The following is a 22,121-nucleotide window of genomic DNA, read 5'->3' on the forward strand; positions in this document are numbered from 1 at the left end:
GGAGTTGGTGTAGCTGGTGCCGTATTTACTGTAATTACAAAATCACCTTCTGCACTACACGATGGTGTTGTAGCTGATTGTGAAAATACATAAACTACCTGTGAAGTCGTAATAACTGTTCCAACTGGAATTAAAGTACCTGCAGCTCCACCTGAAGCAAAATGATAAGTGCTTCCTGTTGGTAAAGCTGGTAATGTATAACTACCGCATACTGTTACGTCTGCTGGGTTGGGTGGTGTTCCAGTAATTATTGTTACTACAAAATCACCTTCGGATGTACAACCTGCTATTGCAGACTGCGAAAAAACATATATTGTCTGTGAAGTAGTTATAACGGTACCTGCAGGAATTTCGGTTGCAGGAAGACCTCCAGATGCAGAATGATACGTTTCATTAGCTGGTAAAACTGGTAAAGTATAACTATCACATGCTGTAACATCTGCTGGATTTGGTGGTGTTGGAGCTGGAGAAAGGATTAATTGAAATGAAGTTGTTAAAATACAAGCTGTATTATTATCTTCAATACTTATGTAAATTGTCTCTCCATTTGTACCAACATAATTTGTAGTGTTCGAAATGGTTAAACCACCAGTTCCATCCTGTGCAGCTAAAAGTGTATTGTGATATGAAATAGTATATCCAGACAATCCATTTAGAACAACAGGAGTATTTACAGTTAAATCAAAAATAGGATTGGTAATACATTGTACTAAATCATTTGGAGTTCCAGTAGCTGGAGTAGCTGGAATAGTTATTGTGGCGCTTGATGTTGAATTGGCAACACAACCAGGTTTATTAACTACAACTGTATATGTTCCTGGAGCAGAAACGGTGATACTTTGCACATTTCCAGGATCAACAAATCCTGCAGCAGTTGATGTCCACACATAAGAAGACGCAGCATCAATTGTAGCAGTTAAAATTGTTGTTGTACCAGGACAAACTTCAACATCTGGACCAAGTGAAAGCGGACAAAGAATACTACAATCTGCTTCTCCAACACCAGGTACGTTTGGATCATTTGTTTGCGTCATTGTAATTTGACCTGCTTGATTTGAAAAGTTTGTTATCAAAATCATGTAATATTGTCCTACTACAGTGTTTGGAATTGTAAAAGCCTCAATTGGAGATCCTGAGTAACTACAAGCTACAATATTATTAGGAACTGCTGTATTTCCATCGGGAAAATCATATAAACCAACACATGACGGAGATGCAAATGGACCCCAAGCTATAAAATCGACATCCTGATTATTATATATAGGTGCATTATTTCCTTGAGTTAATAAAAAATCAATATTACCTGATTGTGAAACTTGGATATAGAACCAAGCTGGATTAGGAGCTGAACCTAAACATCCTGGACTACCAATACTAGCAGAACCAGTAGTATTTGGAAAAGTAAAAGTGGAACCTCCTGCACAAAACGGATTAGCACCAGCACAAGTTGGACTTTGTGCATAAACGTTTGTTAAAATTGAACTAAACAGTAGAAATAATGATAATAAGTAGGTTTTCTTCATTGCAAATTTGTTTTCGAGGGCGAAATTTACATAAAATTAATATAATTTTATCTTAATTTTTAGATTTTTTTTCTAAACTCATTATTTTAGAGTGTCTTTTTGAAACAATAAATAATTATCTTTGCGAAATATAAAATTATTAAGTAATTTAAAAAATTGTAATGATTAATAATCAAGACTTATCCGATGAAATCGGGAATAATCATATTGCTACTAGCTCCAACAACCCTTTACGAGAAGATGCCTTTGATTTAAATGATGACCAAAAAATTGAACTTATAAAGAAAGACGTTGAGAGTATTTTAAAAACTCTTGGTATGGACTTAACAGACGATAGTTTAAAAGGCACACCTAACAGAGTTGCGAAAATGTTTGTTAAAGAAATTTTTGGTGGGTTAAATCCTAATAAAAAACCTAGCTCGTCTACCTTTGAAAACAAGTATAAATATAATGAGATGCTTGTAGAAAAAAACATCACAGTATACTCTACTTGTGAGCATCACTTACTTCCTATTGTTGGTAGAGCTCATGTTGCGTATATCTCTAACGGAACTGTTGTGGGCTTATCTAAAATGAATAGAATTGTTGATTACTTTGCTAAAAGACCTCAAGTGCAAGAACGTTTAACAATGCAAATTGTAGAAGAATTGCAAAAGGTTTTAAACACTAAAGATGTTGCTTGTGTAATTGATGCTAAGCATTTATGTGTAAACTCCAGAGGAATTAGAGATATTGAAAGTAGCACGGTAACGTCTGAATTTGGCGGTAGATTTAAGGAAGAAAATGTTAGACGTGAATTTCTTGACTACATAAAACTAGATACTTCTTTTTAAATACTGAATTTCGATTTTACAACTGAACGTAACTAGCCCAGATTGAAATGGAAATTCTTGCGCAGGAAAAAACTATTTTTTCTTGGATAAAAAAAGCGACCAACGGAAGCTCTTTTTTAGCCTTAGAAAAAAAGTTTTTTACAAGCAAAATTGCAATGGAAAGCTGGATTAGCTTCTAAATAAATAAAAAAATTATGTCATTATATAAAGATCAAACGCTTAGGATATATAATTCGCTGTCTGGTGAGAAGGAAGTTTTTAAACCTGTTCATGAAGGAAATGTAGGAATGTATGTGTGCGGACCAACTGTTTACAGCAATGTTCACTTGGGAAATGTGAGGACTTTTATGAGTTTTGACGTTATTTATAGGTATTTATTGCATCTTGGTTATAAAACTAGGTATGTTAGAAATATTACCGATGTTGGTCATATTGTAGATGATGTGGATGATGGTGAAGACAAAATTGCCAAAAAAGCGCGATTGGAACAGGTAGAACCTATGGAAATTGTGCAACGATATACTGTTGATTTTCATACGATTCTTGATAAATATAATTTTTTACCGCCAAGTATTGAACCAACGGCGACTGGACATATTATTGAGCAAATTGAAATTGTAAGGCAAATTATTGATAAAGGATTTGGTTATGAAGTAAACGGATCAGTGTATTTTGATGTTGTAAAGTTTAATGAAACGCACAATTACGGTAAGTTAAGCGGTAGAAATATTGAAGACATGCTAACCAACACGCGTGATTTAGACGGTCAAAGTGATAAGAAAAACGGTCAGGATTTTGCACTTTGGAAAAAAGCTGAACCCGAACATATTATGCGTTGGCCTTCACCTTGGGGAATTGGTTTTCCGGGTTGGCATTTGGAATGTACCGCTATGAGTACGAAATATTTGGGTGAAACATTTGACATTCATGGTGGTGGAATGGATTTGAAATTTCCGCATCACGAGTGTGAAATTGCTCAGAACGAAGCTTGTACTGGACATTCGCCTGTAAACTATTGGATGCATGCCAATATGCTTACTTTAAACGGTAAGAAAATGGCGAAAAGTACAGGAAATAATATACTTCCTAACGAAATTTTCACTGGTGACAGTCCGTTTTTAACTAAGGCTTTTGCTCCAAATGTGGCGCGATTCTTTATGTTGCAAGCGCATTATAGAAGTGTTTTAGATTTTTCTAACGATGCTATTTTGGCTGCCGAAAAAGGATTTAATAGATTGATGGAGGGAATAGATTTATTGAGTGAAATCGAAACAAGCGCTACTTCTACCCTTGATGTAAAATCTTGGAGTAAACTGTGTTACGAAGCGATGAATGACGATTTTAATACTCCTATTTTAATTGCACATTTATTTGAAGGAATCCGATTTGTAAATGTTTTAAATGACAAACGTGAAACAATAACAGCAGAAGATTTAGAATTATTAAAATCAACTTTAACTACCTTTACATTTGATGTTTTAGGAATTAAAAACGAAAAATCATCCAGTAATAATTCGGATAAATTAGAAGGCGTTGTAACAATGTTAATTGGAATGCGTGACGAAGCTAGAGCAAATAAAAATTGGGCGTTGTCTGATGAAATTCGTGATAAATTATTGGCACTTGGAATTCAATTGAAAGACGGAAAAGACGGAACTTCTTTTAGTATTCAGTAGTTAGATTGCTTGTTTAAGGTTTAAATAACTAGTTTTTGATTAGTAACAATGATAAAAAAGATAATCATATTTCCTTTTATAGTGCTGATTCGTTTTTATCAACAAGGTATTTCGCCATTTACACCGCAAACATGTAGATTTGAACCCACTTGTTCTAGTTATTTTATCGAATCATTGAAGGTTCATGGTTTGTTTTACGGAATGTTTCTTGGAATAAAACGCATTTTAAGCTGTCATCCTTGGGGAAAAACAGGTTATGATCCTGTACCCGAAAAAAAATGTTCTCATAAATAAAGTATAATACATTCTTTTATTCTGTGAATAGTATTAAATTTGAAATATAAAAAAGATTAAAATAATAAAATTATGATTTGGAATCCATCGGAAGGCATAGAAATAGGACCATTAACCATTCGTTTTTATAGCTTGATGTTTGTTGTAGCTTTCGGACTTGGCTGGTACATCATGAAACGTATTTTTATTAAAGAAGGTGAATCATTAGAAAAGTTAGATACACTTTTTATTTGGACCGTTTTAGCTACTTTGCTTGGTGCACGATTAGGACATGTATTTTTCTATGATTGGGAATATTTTAGAAACCATCCAATGGAAATTTTGCTTCCGTTTAAATTTGAACCCGAATTTCATTTTACAGGATTTCAAGGATTGGCTAGTCATGGAGCGGCAATTTCAATTATTATTGTAATGTATTTTTATAGCAAAAAAGTTATTAAAAGACCATTACTTTGGGTATTAGATAGAGTTGTAATTCCGGTTGCATGTGGTGCTATTTTTGTTCGATTAGGTAACTTCTTTAATTCTGAAATTGTAGGTAATGAAACAACTTCTCAATTTGGAATCAAATTTTTAAGAGATAAATATACTCCTTCAGATGTAATAAATATGACTGGAATTAAAGATATCAATAGTGCCTATAGTGCGATTGTTACTGATCCTAAATACACATCTTTATTACAACAAGTTCCTTTAAAACATCCTGCGCAATTGTATGAAGCTTTTGGATATATTTTTGTTTTTATAATCCTTTGGTTTTTATATTGGAAAACAAGTTATAAAGAAAAACATGGATTGATTTTTGGATTTTTTCTAGTTCTCCTGTGGTCTGTTCGATTTATTGTAGAGAATGTAAAAGAAAGTCAAGGCGGAATTGAAAAAAGCTTAGGCCTATTTTCTACCGGTCAATGGTTAAGTATTCCTTTTATACTTGTTGGAATTGTTTTTATATTTCTTGCAGAAAAACCACTACCAAAAGACTTGTTCGACAATGATGTAAATCCGGATAAGTTATTTTAAATTAAATATAATTATTATAAAAAAAGAGGCACTGTGAATGCCTCTTTTTTTTGTCTTAAATTCTTTTTAATTAAATTATTATCGTTCAAGTTATTTGCGTAAAATTTGTAGCAACAAACATTTAGTATTAATCCAATAGGTATCAAACCAATCAGAATTAAACTATACAGACGAAATGTGTTGAATCTTAAATTCAGAGTTTCGATCTTTAAGTTATAACTTTTAGATTATAAAAAAAAACATTAAAGACTTACTTCTAAAGTTATTTAAATCAAAAAAGCCACACATTTCTGCGTGGCTTTCTTTATATAAATTATAACTAATAGTTATTCATTTGCATGGTGACGTTTTTCAATTTCGTCAATTTCTTTTTTGTTCATTGAGTCAACTAAAACAGGAGTTGCGATGAATAATGAAGAGTATGTTCCAACTAAAATACCAATTAACATTGCGAAAATAAATCCTCTAATAGATTCTCCACCAAAGATAAACATGATTAATAATACTAAAATCATGGTTAACGATGTATTCAATGTTCTAGATAATGTAGTGTTAATAGAAGCGTTTACCACATCTTTAAAAGTACCTTTTACGTTACCTGCAAGAAATTCTCTAATTCTATCAAATACAATTACCGTATCATTCATTGAATATCCAATTACTGTTAAGATAGCTGCAATAAAGTGCTGATCCATTTCCATATGGAATGGCATTATTTTGTATAATAATGAATATAATCCTAATACAAAGATAACGTCGTGTAAGATTGCAGCAATTGCTCCAAGAGAATATTGCCATTTACGGAACGAGATTACTAAGTACAGACCAACAACTAACATTGCACCTAAAACAGCCCAGAATGAGTTAGTTTTAATATCGGCAGAAATTGTTGCACTTACTTTAGAACCTTGCAAAACTCCGTAAACTTTACCTTGATATAAATTCACAAACTTATCGTAAGAAATGTTGTTAAAATATTTGCTTAAACCGTCGTATAATTTTTTATTAACTTCAGCATCAACAGCAGTTCCTTCTTCTTTAATTTTATATTTAGTTGTGATTTTCAACTGATCTGAATCTCCAAAGATTTTAGCTTCTACTGGAGTTCCAAAAACTTGAGATAATTCTTCTGATACTTTTGTAGGCTCAACTGGTTTTTCAAATTTTACTTGGAATGTTCTTCCTCCAACAAAATCAACACCTTCATCAAGACCATTTACAAAGAAAATAGAAACTAAACTTACTACAACAACAAGTGAAGAAAATAAGTATGTCCATTTTTTCATTCCAATAAAGTCAATATGGAAACCTGTAAACCAATTTTTAGTTGTTGGTGTACAGAACATCAATGATCTATTACTTGCAATATCTCTATCAATGAAAATTCTAGCAATGAAGATTGATGTAAATAATGAAGTTACAATACCAATAAGTAATGTTAAAGCAAAACCTTGAATTGGACCTGTACCAAAAATGTATAAAATAGCACCTGTTAATACGTGAGTCACGTTAGCATCAATAATAGAACGCATAGCACCTTTCCATCCGTATGCAGCTTTTACAGCTTCGCCAAGAGTTTTACCTTCACGTAATTCTTCTTTTGCTCTTTCATATATAATGATGTTGGCATCAACCGCAGTACCTAATGTTAAAACGATACCTGCAATACCTGGCAATGTAAGTACAAAACCAAAAGCGGCCATAATTCCGAATAAGAAAAGTAAGTTTAATAATAAAGCTGCGTTAGCATACCAACCTGCTCTACCATAATAGAAAACCATCCATAAACATACTAATAAGAAACCTACAATTGATGAAGTTAATCCAGCATCAATAGCTTTTTGACCTAATGATGGTCCTACTACTTCCGATTGAACAATTTCTGCAGCAGCAGGTAATTTACCAGCTCTTAAAACGTTAGCTAAATCTTTAGTTTCTGTTACATCAAATGCACCTGAGATTTCAGATCTTCCTCCAGCAATTGGTCCAGAAGAAACTCCAGGAGCAGAATATACTACATCATCAAGAGCGATTGCAATAAATCCTTTTTCTGTAAAAGCTCTACCTGTTAATTCTTCCCAAACTTTAGCACCTTGACCGTTCATTTGCATAGAAACGGCTGGTTTACCCATTTGATCAAATGTATCGCTTGCATCTGTAATAACACCACCACTTAATGGAGCAACATCATCACGATTCCCTTTTAATGCATATAATTCGAAAGTTTCTGTAGCTTTTTTAGTTTTTTCGTCAACTACAGTTGTTCCTTTATTCCATACAAATTTTGCATAACGCTTATCTGCAGGCAATAAACCTCTAATATCTTTTCTTTTAAAATAACCGTTTACAGCAGCAGTATCTTTAGCAGCGATAACTCCCAAAACTGGTCCACCACCTTGTCCTACAAACTTGTCTAATAACGGATTGTTACCTTTAGTTGTTGCAGCTGAATCTGTTTTTTCTGCACTTGTAAGTAATTTTGCTAAAGTATCTTCTTTAACAGGATTTACTTCTTTAGTTGCAACAGCAGCATTTTCAGTTAGTTTTAAAGCGTCATTTGCAGACATTAAAAACTGACCTAATTCATCTATTTTATATGTTTCCCAAAACTCTAATTGAGCTGTACTTGATAATAATTTCTTGATACGATCTACATCTTTTGCACCTGGTAATTCTACCAAGATACGACCAGTTTGACCTAATTTAGCGATGTTTGGTTGTGTTACACCAAATTTGTCAATACGTTTTCTCAAAACGCCAAAAGCACTTTCTACCGATTCATCAACTTTTTTTCTGATTACCTTTTTAACTTGGTCATCAGTCATATTAAAGTTAACAACATCCGATAAATTTCTGTTAGCGAAAATATCTGGAGAAGCTAATTTTGTAGTTCCTTTATTGGCATCAAATGCGTCAAAGAAAGCATCAAGGTAACTTTGATTTCCTTTTTGGTTTAATTTTGCATCTTCTAATGCTTTGTTGAAAGCTGGATTTTTAGAATTGTTAGCAAGACCTTTTAAAACATCTTTAACCGAAATTTGAAGAATTACGTTAATTCCTCCTTCAAGGTCAAGACCTTTGTTAATTTGCTTACCTCTTACCTCTTCAAAAGTGTAATCTGTAAAACCTAAATTAAATACTTTCTCTTTACTGATAGAGTCTAGATACTTTGTTTCTTTATCTTGGTTTCCACCAGCAAAAGCTTTAGCATCATTTTCTACCTTGTTTGAAACAAAGGTGAAAGAAAGTTGGTAAATACTTACCAGTGCAAATAGAATTGCGAAAAATTTAATAAGTCCTTTATTCTGCATTATTACTAAAAATTAATTAATTTTTGTTTGTTGGTATTTCAAAAAGTCAATAAACATAAGGTAATTTACTGATTCTCAATAAAAATCATAAAAAATACTAATCTACACTTTTTTTGAAACGTGCAAATATATAATTAACCTAAAGATTAACAAATTATTTAGGGATTAATATCAAAAAAAAGACTGCAAATTTTGCAGTCTTTTATTACCTTATGATTTTAACTTTATAAAATCGATTTCAAATCGGCATTCATTGCTCTAACTGCATCAGCACTTTTAGCAAATTTTGCTTTTTCGTCCTCGTTTAATTTAATGTCAACAATTTTTTCAACTCCGTTTTTACCGATGATACATGGAACACCAATACATATATCATTTTGTCCGTATTCACCTTCTAAAAATACTGAACATGGAATCATTTTCTTTTGATCGTGTAAAATACTATCAACTAAATAAGCCACAGATGCTCCTGGTGCGTACCAAGCCGAAGTTCCTAATAAACCAGTTAAAGTGGCTCCACCAACCATAGTATCGGCAGCAACTTTTTCTAATTCTTCTGAAGATAAAAATTCAGAAACTGGAACACCATTATATGAAGCAAGACGCGTTAACGGAATCATAGTTGTATCACCATGACCACCAATTACCATACCTTGAATATCATTTGCAGGTTTGTCTAATGCTTGCGATAAATAACATTTAAAACGTGAACTGTCTAAAGCGCCACCCATTCCGATGATTCTGTTCTTAGGTAATCCAGTAGCTTTTAAAGTCAAATAAGTCATTGTATCCATTGGATTTGAGACCACAACAACAATAGCATTTGGCGAATGTTGTAATAAATTTTCAGCAACCGTTTTTACAATTCCAGCGTTAATTCCGATTAATTCTTCACGAGTCATTCCAGGTTTTCTTGGAATTCCAGATGTAATAACCACTACATCACTTCCAGCAGTTTTAGAATAATCATTAGTACTTCCAGATACTTTGGTGTTGTATCCTAAAGTGGTTTGCGTTTGCATGATATCTAAAGCTTTACCTTCAGCAAAACCTTCTCTAATATCTAATAATACGATTTCACTCGCAATTCTTCTGTAAGCGATTGCATCTGCGCATGTTGCACCAACGTTTCCTGCTCCTACTATTGTAACTTTCATTTTATTGTGTGTTTATATTTAAAAAAAATTAAAATTCGTATTGAACTGATAAATTTGAATTCACAAATTTACCAAAAGCAATCGTAGATTGTATAAAAATTTTGCTAATTTGATATCTACCCGAAATTTCGCCCATAAAATTGGCTTTAGTCTTATAGATTTCTTTCAATCTTTGATTTAAAATATATTGCAACGGAATAGTTTCTTCGATTGCGCCTTTTGTACCAGTTAATTTGTATTTGAAATCACTAACATTGGCAATAAATCCTGCTAAAACTTCAATTTTTTTGTACTCTTTTGAAGCATTTAGTTGCATTTGATACGTATCAACCAAACCACTTAATCTATTGATTCCGAGGTTTCCAAAATCGGTTTGAATGTCTAAAAAATCAAAACTTACATCCTCATTGGAATACGTTGCGGTCGCTGCCAAATTAATTTTATTTGCTTCTAATGATTTAAAGTACTGACTCAAATTATGCTTTATTCCGAAGCCATATACTTGATATTCACTTCGTTTTAGATTTACTCTTGGTGAATATTTCACTAAAACTTCGGTTCCATACCAAAGCGAAAGCGCTCCAGACAAATGCGGATAAATCACTACATTCTGATTAATTCCTTTTGGTGTTTCAATTCGTATAGGTTCACCATCTAAATCTCCAGCAAGATAAATTTGATCTCCGTTTCCAATTGCAGTAGGAACTGTTGCAGATGTTGCTCCGCTTTCAATACTTAGCAATTGAAAATCGCTGTTTTTAATTTGAAACTCCCTGTCACTATTTGGAACGAAAAAGAAATTGGTATTGACTCCGACAGTTACATCCCACAATTTTCTCTTTTTTGCTGAATAAACCCAACCCGAAGAAGATTGATAAACCGCAGCATCGGTTGCTGGTGTAATGTATTTATCAGAAAAAAATAGGGCATCGTCAATGAGATACCCTAAATCTTGTAACAATTGATCTGATTGAGAAAAGGATTTGCCTGAAAAAATCAAACAAATCCCAATCATTATATATTTTGAAAACTTACTAAGCATCGATATTTGCATACACTGCATTTTTCTCGATAAATTCTCTTCTTGGCGGAACCTCATCTCCCATTAACATTGAGAAAACTCTATCGGCTTCGGCCAAATTGTCAATATTAACTTGACGTAATGTTCTGTAAGCAGGATCCATTGTAGTTTCCCACAATTGCTCGGCATTCATTTCTCCAAGACCTTTGTAACGTTGGATTGCAGCGCTTCCGCCCATTCTTTCGTTAGCTAAATCACGTTGATCGTCTGTCCAAGCGTATTCTTTTTTGTTTCCTTTCTTTACTAAATATAAAGGTGGCGCAGCGATATAAACGTGTCCGCCTTCAATTAATTCACGCATAAATCTAAAAAAGAAGGTAAGAATTAATGTGGCAATGTGACTTCCATCGACATCGGCATCACACATAATAATTACTTTATGGTATCTTAATTTATCTAGATTTAATGCTTTAGAATCTTCTTCCGTTCCAATGGTTACACCAAGAGCAGTGAAGATATTTCTAATTTCTTCGTTTTCAAAAACTTTGTGGTGCATTGCTTTTTCAACGTTCAAAATCTTACCTCTTAATGGCATGATGGCTTGAAAGTTTCTATCGCGACCTTGTTTTGCCGTTCCACCAGCCGAATCTCCTTCGACAAGATATACTTCGCATTTTGCAGGATCTTGTTCTGAACAATCAGATAATTTTCCTGGTAAACCTCCACCACCTAAAACGGTTTTACGTTGTACCATTTCACGTGCTTTTTTGGCAGCGTGACGTGCTTGAGCAGCAAGGATTACTTTTTGAACAATAATTTTAGCATCGTTTGGATTTTCTTCCAAATAATTTTCAAGCATTTCTGAAACCGCTTGCGAAACTGGAGAAACTACCTCTCTATTTCCTAGTTTGGTTTTAGTTTGTCCTTCAAATTGTGGTTCTGAAACTTTTACCGAAATAATAGCTGTTAAACCTTCACGGAAGTCATCACCCGAAATTTCAAATTTTAATTTATCTAAAAGTCCAGAAGCATCTGCATATTTCTTTAAAGTACGAGTTAAACCCATACGGAAACCTTGCAAGTGCGTTCCACCTTCGTGCGTGTTAATATTATTTACGTAAGAGAAAATATTTTCGGAGTAACTTGTATTGTAAACAAGAGCAACCTCAACAGGAACTTCTCCTTTTTCGTGCTCCATGCTTATTACGTGAGAAATAATTGGTTCTCTACCAGCATCTAAAAATCGAACGAATTCTTTAAGCCCTTCTTTAGAATGAAAAACTTCACCTTCAAAATCGCCGTTGTCTTTAGTATGTCTTTTATCTGTAAGTGTGATTGTAATTCCTTTATTCAGGAAAGATAATTCACGCATACGTGCTGCAAGTGTATCATAAGAATACTCAATTGTTTGAGTAAAAATGGTTTTATCAGGATGAAAAGTAACCATTGTTCCTCGCTTTGTTGTTTCACCAACTTGCTTAACCGGATACATTGCTTTACCTTTTTCATATTCTTGCTCGTACACTTTTCCGTCTCTAAAAACGGTTGCTTTTAGGTTATCAGAAAGTGCATTAACGCAAGAAACACCAACTCCGTGAAGTCCACCCGAAACTTTATAAGAATCTTTATCGAATTTTCCTCCTGCACCAATTTTGGTCATTACTACTTCTAGAGCAGAAACGCCTTCTTTTTTGTGCATATCAACTGGAATACCACGACCATTGTCTTCTACGGTAACCGAATTGTCTTCATTAATAAATACGCTTATTGTGTCGCAATGACCTGCTAATGCCTCATCTATCGAGTTATCAACTACTTCATAAACTAAATGGTGTAAACCTCTAACGCCAGTATCTCCGATGTACATGGATGGTCGCATTCTTACGTGCTCCATTCCTTCTAATGCTTGAATACTGTCGGCTGAATAGCTATTCTTTTTAATTTCGTCGCTCATATTAAATTGTATCGTGAGTATGATTTTTGTCTAACACGCAAATATACAAAAGTAAAGACGATTTTAAAGCGATTTTAAGCAATTTATCGTTTAAGTTATTAACATTTACCTCTTAATAATTTTTAATGGATTTAAAGCCAATTTTTGAAGTTTAGAAATCGTTGTTATTTGCAACTATTTGATATACTGACAACTACTATCTAGCCCTGATACTGAAATTGTTTGAGCTCTCCCGATTTTTATCGGGAAGCGAGTTTCAGTAGCAGGAAAATGGATTACAAATAAATACCGAACGATTCGCTTCTAATAAAAAGATGAGATTGCTTCGTGCCTCGCAATGACAACAAAAAACGCTTACCAAATGGTAAACGTTTAAGTACCTGAAACTGGCTCAGATTTAACAAACAAACTAAACTTTTATATAACTATTATATTGATACGGTTGCTTTGGCAATTTCGGTATCGGCTTGCACGTGTGCCGCATTTGCTCTACCTGATGGATCTTGATTTTCTTGCCATTTTGGTATCCATTTTCTAACGGTTTGTGCCGCGCTTACTTGTGGATAATATTTATTGAAAATGGTTCTGTAATAAAATGCTTCTTTGGTTGCAGGTGTGTTGTATGGAAATAATTGGGCTGCGCTTTCCATTTGCTCATCAGTCACTTGTGAGGCACAAAATTCGATTAAGGTGTCAATCCAACTGTAACCAACTCCATCAGAAAACTGTTCTTTTTGACGCCATAAAACCTCATCTGGAAGATATGGATTGTCTGGTGTATCGAATGCTTTTCTTAGAATATATTTCTCTTTTCCATCGTAGGTTTTTGGCTGTTTTTCTTCACCTTTGATAGTCATTGCAACATCTAAAAATGCTTTGTCTAAAAACGGAACGCGTGCTTCTAATCCGTGAGCCATCGTTGATTTATCGGCACGAAGTAAATCGGCGGTAAATAATTTTTGTACTCTTTCGATAGTTTCTTTTTGGAAATCTTCGGTAGTTGGTGCATTTCTGAAGTATAAATATCCACCAAAAATTTCGTCTGCACCTTCACCAGAAAGCACCACTTTAATTCCCAAATCCGTAATAGCTTTTGACAAGAAATACATTGGTGTACTTGCTCTAACTGAAGTAACATCGTACGTTTCAAGATGCCAAATTAATTTATCTAAAATTTCAATTCCTTGTTCGATAGTAAAGTGAACTTCGTGGTGTTTTGTACCTAAGAATTCGGCTACTTTACGCGCTGCTTTTGCATCTGGTGCATCAGCATCCAATCCGATTGAAAACGAATGTAAATCTTTACCTTTTTCTTTCAATAAACGAGCTGCGATTGATGATGTTAAAGACGAATCTAAACCGCCAGAAAGCAATACTCCAATTGGCACATCGCTCATTAAACGTTTGCGGGTAGCTTCGGTTAAAGCTTCTCTTATTTCTAGTAAATCAAGCTCTTTTGTTGCTTTTGTATAGTCTTCATATTCTGGTTTGTAATATTTTACAAAACCGGTTTCTGGAGTGTAATAATGTCCTGGAGGAAATGTTGAAAATGTTTTACATTGGTCGGCAATTGGTTTCATTTCGGAAGCAAAATAAACTCTTCCTCTTTCGTCCATACCATAATACAATGGCTTCACTCCTAGTGGATCGCGACCTGCAATATAGTTGTCACCATCGATTACTACGAAAGCAAAATCGCCGTCTAACATATCAACAAAATCATATCCGAATTCTTCGTATAAATGTACAATAACTTCAGAATCAGATTTGGTTTTGAATGTATGACCTTTTAAAACACCATCTCTTAAAGCTTGATGGTTGTATATTTCGCCATTGTGAATCATCCAAGCAGAAGACGTTCCTTGAATTGGTTGTTTACCCGAATGTAAATCGATAATTGACAAACGTTCGTGACTTAATATATGTCCGTTTTCTGTAACATGAATATCACTTTCGTCTGGACCACGATGTGACATTCTTTTAGAAAGTTGTTTTACTAATTGTTCGTCTTTACCTTTTCCGATGATTGCTAATATACCACACATACTCTTTTCCTTTTAATTATACTACGTTTTATTTGATGAAGCAAAATTGCAGTATTGATTCAAATATTAAAACTAAAAAAGAATATTTAGTTATAAATTTAAAGTAAAAATGTATTTATAAGATATATATGAAAGTAAACTGGTTTGAAAATGCAGTTGTGGGTTTGAGATTGTAAAAAAGGGAATTCAAAATTTATTCAATAGACTGAACTAGATACTTTGTCGTATTTATCTCAAACGAAAATCCAACTTCATTTCCCATTAATTTATTTCCAAGCGGAGATTGCGGAGAAACAGCGATTATAGATTTGTTATCGACTGTGATTTTGGGTAAAGCGGCGCTTATAAAAAGTAACATTCCGTTGGCTTGAACTAAACTTCCTAAAGCTATCTTAGTATGATTTGCGGAAGCATCAATTTTATCAATAATGGCTTTTTGAGCTAAAATTTCTTTTAGTTTATGATTTAGTTTTTCTTGTTCGATATGCATCATTGACAAAGCAGTTTCGTGTTTGTCACCAGCCGAACCTTTTGCATCGTTTTGAGCATCTTCGGTTAATGCTGTAATCATGTCGCGAAAAACATCGATTTTATCTTGAAGTAATTGTTGGTGTTGTTGAAGGATGTTTTCTTTTAAATTCATGTATTTTTATTTAACTGCAAAGTTCGCAAAGTTTAGTACATTAAACCTTGCGAACTTTGCTTTTTTTATTTTCGAATTTCTAATTTCTAATTAGAAGTCAAATTTATAATTTGCTCCAACCAATCCTTGAACTCCTTGAACAGAATAATTTAACCAACGTTGGTATTTTTGGTTGGCAATGTTATTTCCTTTTAAGAAAAAGGTCAATCTATCGCTGTATTTATAAACTACGTTAGCATTTAAATCGAAGTAACTATCTAAAGTATAATCTACAATACTATTGGTAAGTAATGAACTATCAATAAACTGATCTTTTCGTTCTCCAACAAAGAAAACATTAACTCCAGCAGACCATTTTGGTGTGATGTTAAAATCTAAATTAGAACCAATTTTTAATCCTGGTAAATTCCATGCTTCTTTTTGATCTTTTTCAGAATAACTACTAAAAGTTCCGTTGATTCCGAAGGATACATTTTTAGAAAAATCGGCTTTTAATTCTCCAAAGAAACTTAATGTTTTTACTGCATCATAAACTACATTAAACGAATTTCCATAGGTATAACCTTCTGTATTAGTATTTTCTTGATTGTAAATATTGTTTTTAAATAAAGCTCTATTGTCTTCGTTTAAATAAGAACCACGAACATTATAGCTTATAGAATTGGCCAATTTTCCTTTCAAACCAACATAAATATCAAATTTTTGATCGGTTGGCGCCACACCTAATGTTGGTGAAACAAAGAAATTCTCTTGTGTGAATTCTTGAAACGAATTTTGTTTCAAATTTCCTTCCGCTCCAGCATAAGCAATCATTAAATCGCCAACAACTTTATAGGAAGCAGTAATATTTGGGTAGATGAAAAACTTGTTATCACCTTCTTGATTTGCCATCGAATAGAACAAACCAATTCCAACATTTACTGATAGATCATCTTTCAAAATTTGGAAACTTGGCTTAAAACCAATATTTGTATAACCATATTTAATTTCAGATAGACCTAAATAATCTTTGTCAAAACTTCCGCTGATGTAATCCAATACGAAATCTGCTTTAATATTTTCTTCTAAAAATTCAAAGGCAAAAGAAGGTTTTGCAACAAATCTGTTTTCGGCAGATGAAAATGCATCTGAAAAACGATTGAATTTTATTGAAGCTTCTTTGAAAACGCTTTCTTTAAGGGATAATCTTCCGCCAAGAGAGATATTTTGATAGGTTTGCTTTGGATCAATTGCGTTGATAAAAGCATCTCTATCGGCAGGCAAAAGTGTTTCGTATAAATCTGGATTTAAGCCATACCAATTGTACATTTGACGAGAATAACCTAAATCGGCATTCCATGACATTTCTCTCGTTCTGCTTCCGTAAGTTAAATCTAAAGAAGTATTCGAAAATTTATCGTCTAAAACCACTTCTTTAATTCCGCCTTGCGAAGAAAGATGGCGCAACATTGCTCCGATATAATTATTGTTTTCTAGTGTTTGAGTTACAAATAATTCGGCGTTGATATTTCCGTAATTTCCAGCTGCTAATGTGGCATAGTTGCTGAACAATTTTTCTTGTTCTTCTTTATCAACATTTGCTGCTTTTCCTTTAGAAGGTGTAAAAGTTGATGCTACCGGAAAAGAGAAAATATTGTATTGAATATTCTCTTTTTTAGTATTATCGTCATCATCTAATGACGGTGTTTCCTTCACTTTAAAAGCATCTGAAATTGTTGGCGTGTAGGGTTTTACCACATTTACAACTTCGTTACCAATATTTTGATCTTTCTTTTGTGCAATTGTAAGTTGAGTCATTAACATCAAAAAACCTACATATATAAATTTATTTACTTTCATAATTTTCTAAATCTGATTTTTGATATCTGATTACTTATTGATTGACGAATTGGTTTTAGCTTCTTCCGTTTTAACGATGTCTAATTCTGTTTTTGCTTCTTCAACAACATCTGGATAATCATTGAAATTATCAATTACACTTTCCAAAATTGATGTTGCTTGAAAACTGTCTTTTAATCCATAATAATTTTTAGCCATAACAACCAATCCTTTCGCACCAAAATATTTGTAACCCGAATAATCTCTGGCTAATTTTTGAACTGATTTATTTGAATCATCGTATTTTAAATCTTTATTTTTGAAATAAGCATCATAATACAAAGCTTCGGCAGCTAATTCACCTTTGGCAATTTTCAATAAATTTGCATAAGCTGTTCTTGCTTTACCTTCGTCATTCGCTTTTATCGCCGAACGTGCAACGATAATTTGAGCATCGCTTTTTACTTTATTATCTGTTTTTGGATTTGCCAAAACTTTATCAGCATAAACAACCGCGTTTGGATAATCTTTCTGATCGTAATAGGAACGCATCAAATTGGCTTGTGCAAATGTTATATTTTGAGGAAAATCGGCATCTGTTTCTAATCGTTTTAAAACCGGAATTGCTTTTGCAAAATCATTTTTCTTCAAATGAATTTCGCTTAAACGAGCCAATGCTTGCTCTGTAAATTCACTTTTTGACTGCGCAATTACATATTCGTAATTCGGAATTGAATTCGCTTCTAAACCGTCAGCATAATACGATTGTGCCAAATAGAAATTAGCTTTCAACGCATGAATTCCTCTAGGAAATTTAGCAACATAACTACTTAAAGTTGCGATTGCTTGCTTAGTATTATTTTGCAAATATTGTTTTTCGGCCGCTTCGTAAGTATCGTTATCTAATTCAGAATCTGAAACTTCTACAAAATCTAATGTTCTAACCCAGGTTGCATACTCATCAACTTTTCCATTATCAACATAAATTAATCGTGCTGTTGCAACCGCTTCAAGTGCTTCTGGACTTTTAGGATAATCGGCAGCCACTTTTTTGAATTTAGTAATTGCTTGATCGTCTTTACTTGCATTATAGTAAATCAAACCTTGACGTAAAACTGATTTCGATGAGTACGTTCCGTTTTTGAATTCGCTTAGTAATTGATCGTACGTCTTCAATGCTAAATCGGTTTTGTTATCGGCAACATAGGTATTTCCTAATTCAAACAAGGCATCATCACGATATTGTGAAGTTTTAAAAGTTGCTAAAAACTTATTGAAATCTTCAATTTTTTTATCGTTTTTACTCACAAATCCATAGCTAATTGCTTTTTGGAATGCAGCATAATCGGCATCAACACTTTTCAATTCGATAGCTTTGTTGTAAGCATCCATAGCTGGCCAATATTTGGAAGTTACGAATCGGCTGTCGCCTAATCTTAAGTACGAATCATTCAAACGTGTTTTGTCGTCTTTCGAAGTTTCTATAAAACTTTGAAAATAATTACCAGCTTGATCGTATTCCTTTTGTTTGAAATAGCAATAGGCGATGTTGTAATTGATGTTTTTAAATTCTGGCGTATTTTTAGCTTCGGCCATTCCTTCAAATTGTTTGAAACTCAATAATGCTTCATTAAAATTGTCTAAAACATATTCTGTTTCTGCTTTCCAAAAAGTAGCTCGAGCCGTGAACTTGGCATCTTTTTGCTCTTTTAATGAAGCCTTAAACATTTTTTGAGCTTCTTGATAACTTCCATCGGTAAACAATTCCAATCCGCGGTAGAATGTTACTTTTTGATATGCCAAACGATTTTCTGGGCTTTTATTTTTTTCTAATAAAGTTAGCGCTTCTTTATAGTTTTTAGAAGTTATGTACGAATTAATCAATAAATTTTCGACTTCATTTTTACTTGGCGAATTTGGATATTTTGCCATAAAAGTAGCTAAAACATCTGGAACCGATTGATAGGAATTTCCTATTTCGTAACTTAATTTGGCATAATTCAAACTAGCATCTTCTTGAATTTTTAAATCAAAATCCATTTCAGAAGCATTTTTGAAAGCATTTAAAGCTTGTTGCTTTTTGTCGGTTTTCATGTAACTTTCACCCAAGTGATAGTAAGCATTTTGCGCTACAAAATCTTTTCCATCGATGATTTTACTGAACTGAACAATAGCATTTTCGTAATCTTTTTGTTGGTAATAGGTGTATCCTAACTGATAGAAATCGGTGTTGCTCCATTTACCTTTTTTGCCTTTATATTCTTTCAAGTAAGGTAACGCTTCGTTGTATTGCTTCAAATTGAAATAACTTTCACCAATAATTTTATTCAATTCTGATTTTTCTAAAGCGTTAGATTTTGCCATCGCAGCTTTTCCTAATTCGATTGCCTTTTGAAAATTACCCAATTTAAAATTCATGTCTGCCTGAAAATAAGACAGCTTTTCTTTGTATTTCTCTTCACCCGAAACTTGGTCGAATTGTTTGGTTGCTTCTTTATAATCATCGGCTTCATAAGCCATAAAACCTAAGTAATACTTGGCTTGCGAACCATATTCTTGTGAATTTTGAACTTTATTGAAATACGTTGTGGCTTCTTTTTTCTTTTTGGCAGTGAAATACGCATATCCTTTTTGGAAATTAAATTTTTCTTGCTCGGCATACGTCAATCCGCTTTCGTCTACTTTATCGAAATATTCTAACGCTTGTGGATAATTTCCTTGTTCAAAATAATATTGTGAAACGCCAATGTAAGCCTGATTTTGTTTAGAACTTGTTGGATACTCGGTCACGAAATCTTCCATCAATTGATCAGCATTACTTTGATTTAATTTGATGGCGCAAAATGCAATGTAATAAGCACAATCGGCTTGTACATCTTGCGATACATTATCTTGTTTAACTCTATCAAAAATAATTTGTGCAGCAAGAAATTGCTTGTCATTATATAAAGAAACGGCTTTGTCAAACTCCGTTAATTGATGAATGTAAATCTCTGTTTGCTGTGCCGATAGTGTCGCAGAACCAACCAATAAATTCAGTATAATAAACGCTGTTATTTTTTGCATTGTGTGTAATTTAATTAATCTCTCAAAATTATCATTATAGTATGGATAACGAGCTATTGTTTGGTTTTATTATAAACATTTTTCTTAACAATTGTTAAAAGTTGGATGGTCGAAGTTGGAAGTTGGATGATTTGCACAATAATATTCATATATTAAGCTAGTTGCATTTAAATTTGGAATTTTATAAAATATATTTTGAAAACCTATGTTATCTTATTACTTTTACCCAATAAACAAAATTCCTTATGTCACAACCTGTATTATCTTTAAAAAACGTAACGATTTATCAAGAAAACAAAGTCATTTTATCGCAAGTAAATCTTGACGTAAATCATGGTGAATTTCTTTACATTATCGGAAAAACAGGCTCAGGGAAAAGTAGTTTTATGAAAACACTTTATGGTGATTTGCCATTAACAGAAGGCGAAGGACACATTGTTGAATTTGATTTAGCAAAATTACAAGAGAAAGATATTCCGTATTTGAGAAGAAAAATCGGAATTGTTTTTCAGGATTTTCAATTACTTCCAGATAGAAATGTGACTAACAATATGCTTTTTGTATTAAAAGCGACTGGTTGGGTTGATCCAGTTGAAATGCAAAATAAAATTGATGAAGTTTTAGATAAAGTTGGAATGCGCGGATTTGCCAATCAAATGCCTCACCAACTTTCTGGTGGAGAACAACAACGTGTTGCCATTGCCAGAGCTTTATTGAATGACCCAGAATTTATTTTAGCCGATGAACCAACAGGAAATTTAGATCCACAAACCAGCGCTGAAGTTCTTGAAGTACTAAAAAACATTAATGCCAACGGTAAAACGGTAATTATGGCAACCCACGATTATGCTTTGCTGATGAAATTCCCTTCAAAAACTTTGAAATGTGAAGATGGTTCTATTTTTGAAGTGGTTCAAAGATCGGTATAACTACTTTTTATAAACGTGTGGATTCTCTTTAATTCCTTTCTTGAAGAACTTTCTCAAAGTCATTCTTGCCCAAGTATCGAGTTGTAAAATAACATCTGAAAACTTATTTTCCGGTCTTCCGCGAAATGATGTTACGTGAAAAGTATCTGATTCTAATAATGGATTTTTAGAGAAATAATAGTTAGAAACACAACAACGAAATCCATCATAAACTACTGGAGAAACCGAATGTAATGAACTCTCATGCGTTGCCATTACTGCCAATCTATTAAATTTTGAGTGAATCGTTATTTGTTTTTGCTTTAATCCATTTGGCCACAATTCTAGATTGCCACCGTATTCTTCGTTCCAATTTGGAGTTACATAATAAAGCAAATTTAAAACGCGCCAATATTCGCGGTCTTTATCGTGAGAATTATCTAAATGCGGATTCAAAAATTGATTCTTTCCCATCATTGAAATTCCGCCAGCGTATAGATTTTCGTCTGGAATTGCTTGATCAATATTACAAATTGAAGACACTAAATCTACAATTCTTTTGTCTTGAAAAGCATAAATAATTTCTTCAAGTAATGGATTATACAAATTCATTTGCGCAGCAATGTACTTGTCTTCACGAATACTTTTCTTTAGAACCATTTGCGAAACTGGAGGAAATACTTCATTAATTTTTGAAGCAATTTCAATAGGAAGTAAATCATCCAAATAGAAAAAACCTATTGCATCTTTAGAATCTGCAAACTGATTTTTAAGTTCAACTTTATTACTTTCAATTTTAGTAAAAATTAAATCGGCTAACTCAAATCGGTTATAATTTTCCATTGTTTTGAA

At 33.1% G+C, this 22,121-nt stretch carries 14 protein-coding genes and 1 pseudogene; 5 read left to right on the forward strand and 10 right to left on the reverse strand.

The features are described from left to right. Positions 1–1,523: pseudogene (locus LG45_RS11915) on the reverse strand (hypothetical protein); the annotation flags it as partial. Positions 1,524–1,684: 161 nt separating this feature from the next. Here LG45_RS11915 and folE point away from each other — a divergent pair. The 4 genes from folE to lgt all read left to right on the forward strand — a co-directional run bounded on the left by folE (position 1,685) and on the right by lgt (position 5,346). Beyond that, positions 1,685–2,356, forward strand: coding sequence for a GTP cyclohydrolase I FolE (folE, locus tag LG45_RS11920; protein WP_035127512.1), 672 nt, complete (start codon positions 1,685–1,687; stop codon positions 2,354–2,356). Between the two features lie 194 nt (positions 2,357–2,550). Further along, positions 2,551–4,032, forward strand: a complete 1,482-nt coding sequence (cysS, locus tag LG45_RS11925; RefSeq protein WP_035127513.1) for a cysteine--tRNA ligase — start codon at positions 2,551–2,553, stop codon at positions 4,030–4,032. Positions 4,033–4,080: 48 nt separating this feature from the next. Further along, positions 4,081–4,326: a membrane protein insertion efficiency factor YidD gene (gene yidD / locus LG45_RS11930; RefSeq protein ID WP_035127515.1), complete on the forward strand. Its 246-nt coding sequence runs from the start codon at positions 4,081–4,083 to the stop codon at positions 4,324–4,326. 72 nt (positions 4,327–4,398) lie between these two features. Beyond that, positions 4,399–5,346, forward strand: coding sequence for a prolipoprotein diacylglyceryl transferase (gene lgt / locus LG45_RS11935; RefSeq protein ID WP_052087580.1), 948 nt, complete (start codon positions 4,399–4,401; stop codon positions 5,344–5,346). 326 nt (positions 5,347–5,672) lie between these two features. Here lgt and secDF read toward each other — a convergent pair whose 3' ends face one another. The 8 genes from secDF to LG45_RS11975 form a co-directional block, all read right to left on the reverse strand. Next, positions 5,673–8,657: a protein translocase subunit SecDF gene (gene secDF, locus LG45_RS11940; RefSeq protein ID WP_035127516.1), complete on the reverse strand. Its 2,985-nt coding sequence runs from the start codon at positions 8,655–8,657 to the stop codon at positions 5,673–5,675. Positions 8,658–8,881: 224 nt separating this feature from the next. Then, a complete protein-coding gene (gene mdh / locus LG45_RS11945) occupies positions 8,882–9,814 on the reverse strand; it encodes a malate dehydrogenase (protein ID WP_035127517.1) in 933 nt (310 codons plus the stop codon). A 28-nt stretch (positions 9,815–9,842) separates the two neighbouring features. After that, on the reverse strand, positions 9,843–10,829 hold the full coding sequence (locus tag LG45_RS11950) for a DUF6588 family protein (protein ID WP_089046954.1): 987 nt from the start codon (positions 10,827–10,829) through the stop codon (positions 9,843–9,845). Positions 10,830–10,848: 19 nt separating this feature from the next. Next, a complete protein-coding gene (gyrB, locus tag LG45_RS11955; protein WP_035127519.1) occupies positions 10,849–12,789 on the reverse strand; it encodes a DNA topoisomerase (ATP-hydrolyzing) subunit B in 1,941 nt (646 codons plus the stop codon). Between the two features lie 428 nt (positions 12,790–13,217). Continuing rightward, entirely contained in the window at positions 13,218–14,834 is a 1,617-nt protein-coding gene (gene asnB, locus LG45_RS11960) for an asparagine synthase B (RefSeq protein WP_035127521.1), read from the reverse strand. Positions 14,835–15,027: 193 nt separating this feature from the next. Beyond that, complete coding sequence (locus LG45_RS11965) at positions 15,028–15,477, reverse strand: hypothetical protein (RefSeq protein ID WP_035127522.1); 450 nt, start codon at positions 15,475–15,477, stop codon at positions 15,028–15,030. 90 nt (positions 15,478–15,567) lie between these two features. Continuing rightward, positions 15,568–17,316: a TonB-dependent receptor gene (locus tag LG45_RS11970; protein ID WP_035127524.1), complete on the reverse strand. Its 1,749-nt coding sequence runs from the start codon at positions 17,314–17,316 to the stop codon at positions 15,568–15,570. A gap of 30 nt (positions 17,317–17,346) precedes the next feature. Continuing rightward, positions 17,347–20,361 carry a tetratricopeptide repeat protein gene (locus LG45_RS11975; protein WP_035127525.1) on the reverse strand — a complete coding sequence of 1,005 codons (3,015 nt, stop codon included), beginning with the start codon at positions 20,359–20,361 and terminating at the stop codon, positions 17,347–17,349. Positions 20,362–20,606: 245 nt separating this feature from the next. On the opposite strand from LG45_RS11975, the gene LG45_RS11980 reads away from it, so the two are divergent. Next, a complete protein-coding gene (locus LG45_RS11980; protein WP_035127526.1) occupies positions 20,607–21,290 on the forward strand; it encodes a cell division ATP-binding protein FtsE in 684 nt (227 codons plus the stop codon). Here LG45_RS11980 and LG45_RS11985 read toward each other — a convergent pair whose 3' ends face one another. Further along, positions 21,291–22,112, reverse strand: coding sequence for a 2OG-Fe(II) oxygenase (locus LG45_RS11985; protein WP_035127527.1), 822 nt, complete (start codon positions 22,110–22,112; stop codon positions 21,291–21,293). It lies immediately after the preceding gene. Positions 22,113–22,121 lie beyond the last annotated feature (9 nt).

Source organism: Flavobacterium aquatile LMG 4008 = ATCC 11947 (assembly GCF_000757385.1).
GTDB classification, from domain to species: domain Bacteria; phylum Bacteroidota; class Bacteroidia; order Flavobacteriales; family Flavobacteriaceae; genus Flavobacterium; species Flavobacterium aquatile.

Coding starts and splice junctions, on each gene's coding strand:
- LG45_RS11985 (WP_035127527.1), bottom strand. CDS start 22,112: ATGGAAAATTATAACCGATTTGAGTTAGCCGATTTAATTTTTACTAAA.
- LG45_RS11970 (WP_035127524.1), bottom strand. CDS start 17,316: ATGAAAGTAAATAAATTTATATATGTAGGTTTTTTGATGTTAATGACT.
- asnB (WP_035127521.1), bottom strand. CDS start 14,834: ATGTGTGGTATATTAGCAATCATCGGAAAAGGTAAAGACGAACAATTA.
- mdh (WP_035127517.1), bottom strand. CDS start 9,814: ATGAAAGTTACAATAGTAGGAGCAGGAAACGTTGGTGCAACATGCGCA.
- LG45_RS11965 (WP_035127522.1), bottom strand. CDS start 15,477: ATGAATTTAAAAGAAAACATCCTTCAACAACACCAACAATTACTTCAA.
- LG45_RS11980 (WP_035127526.1), top strand. CDS start 20,607: ATGTCACAACCTGTATTATCTTTAAAAAACGTAACGATTTATCAAGAA.
- secDF (WP_035127516.1), bottom strand. CDS start 8,657: ATGCAGAATAAAGGACTTATTAAATTTTTCGCAATTCTATTTGCACTG.
- lgt (WP_052087580.1), top strand. CDS start 4,399: ATGATTTGGAATCCATCGGAAGGCATAGAAATAGGACCATTAACCATT.
- folE (WP_035127512.1), top strand. CDS start 1,685: ATGATTAATAATCAAGACTTATCCGATGAAATCGGGAATAATCATATT.
- cysS (WP_035127513.1), top strand. CDS start 2,551: ATGTCATTATATAAAGATCAAACGCTTAGGATATATAATTCGCTGTCT.
- yidD (WP_035127515.1), top strand. CDS start 4,081: ATGATAAAAAAGATAATCATATTTCCTTTTATAGTGCTGATTCGTTTT.
- LG45_RS11975 (WP_035127525.1), bottom strand. CDS start 20,361: ATGCAAAAAATAACAGCGTTTATTATACTGAATTTATTGGTTGGTTCT.
- LG45_RS11950 (WP_089046954.1), bottom strand. CDS start 10,829: ATGATTGGGATTTGTTTGATTTTTTCAGGCAAATCCTTTTCTCAATCA.
- gyrB (WP_035127519.1), bottom strand. CDS start 12,789: ATGAGCGACGAAATTAAAAAGAATAGCTATTCAGCCGACAGTATTCAA.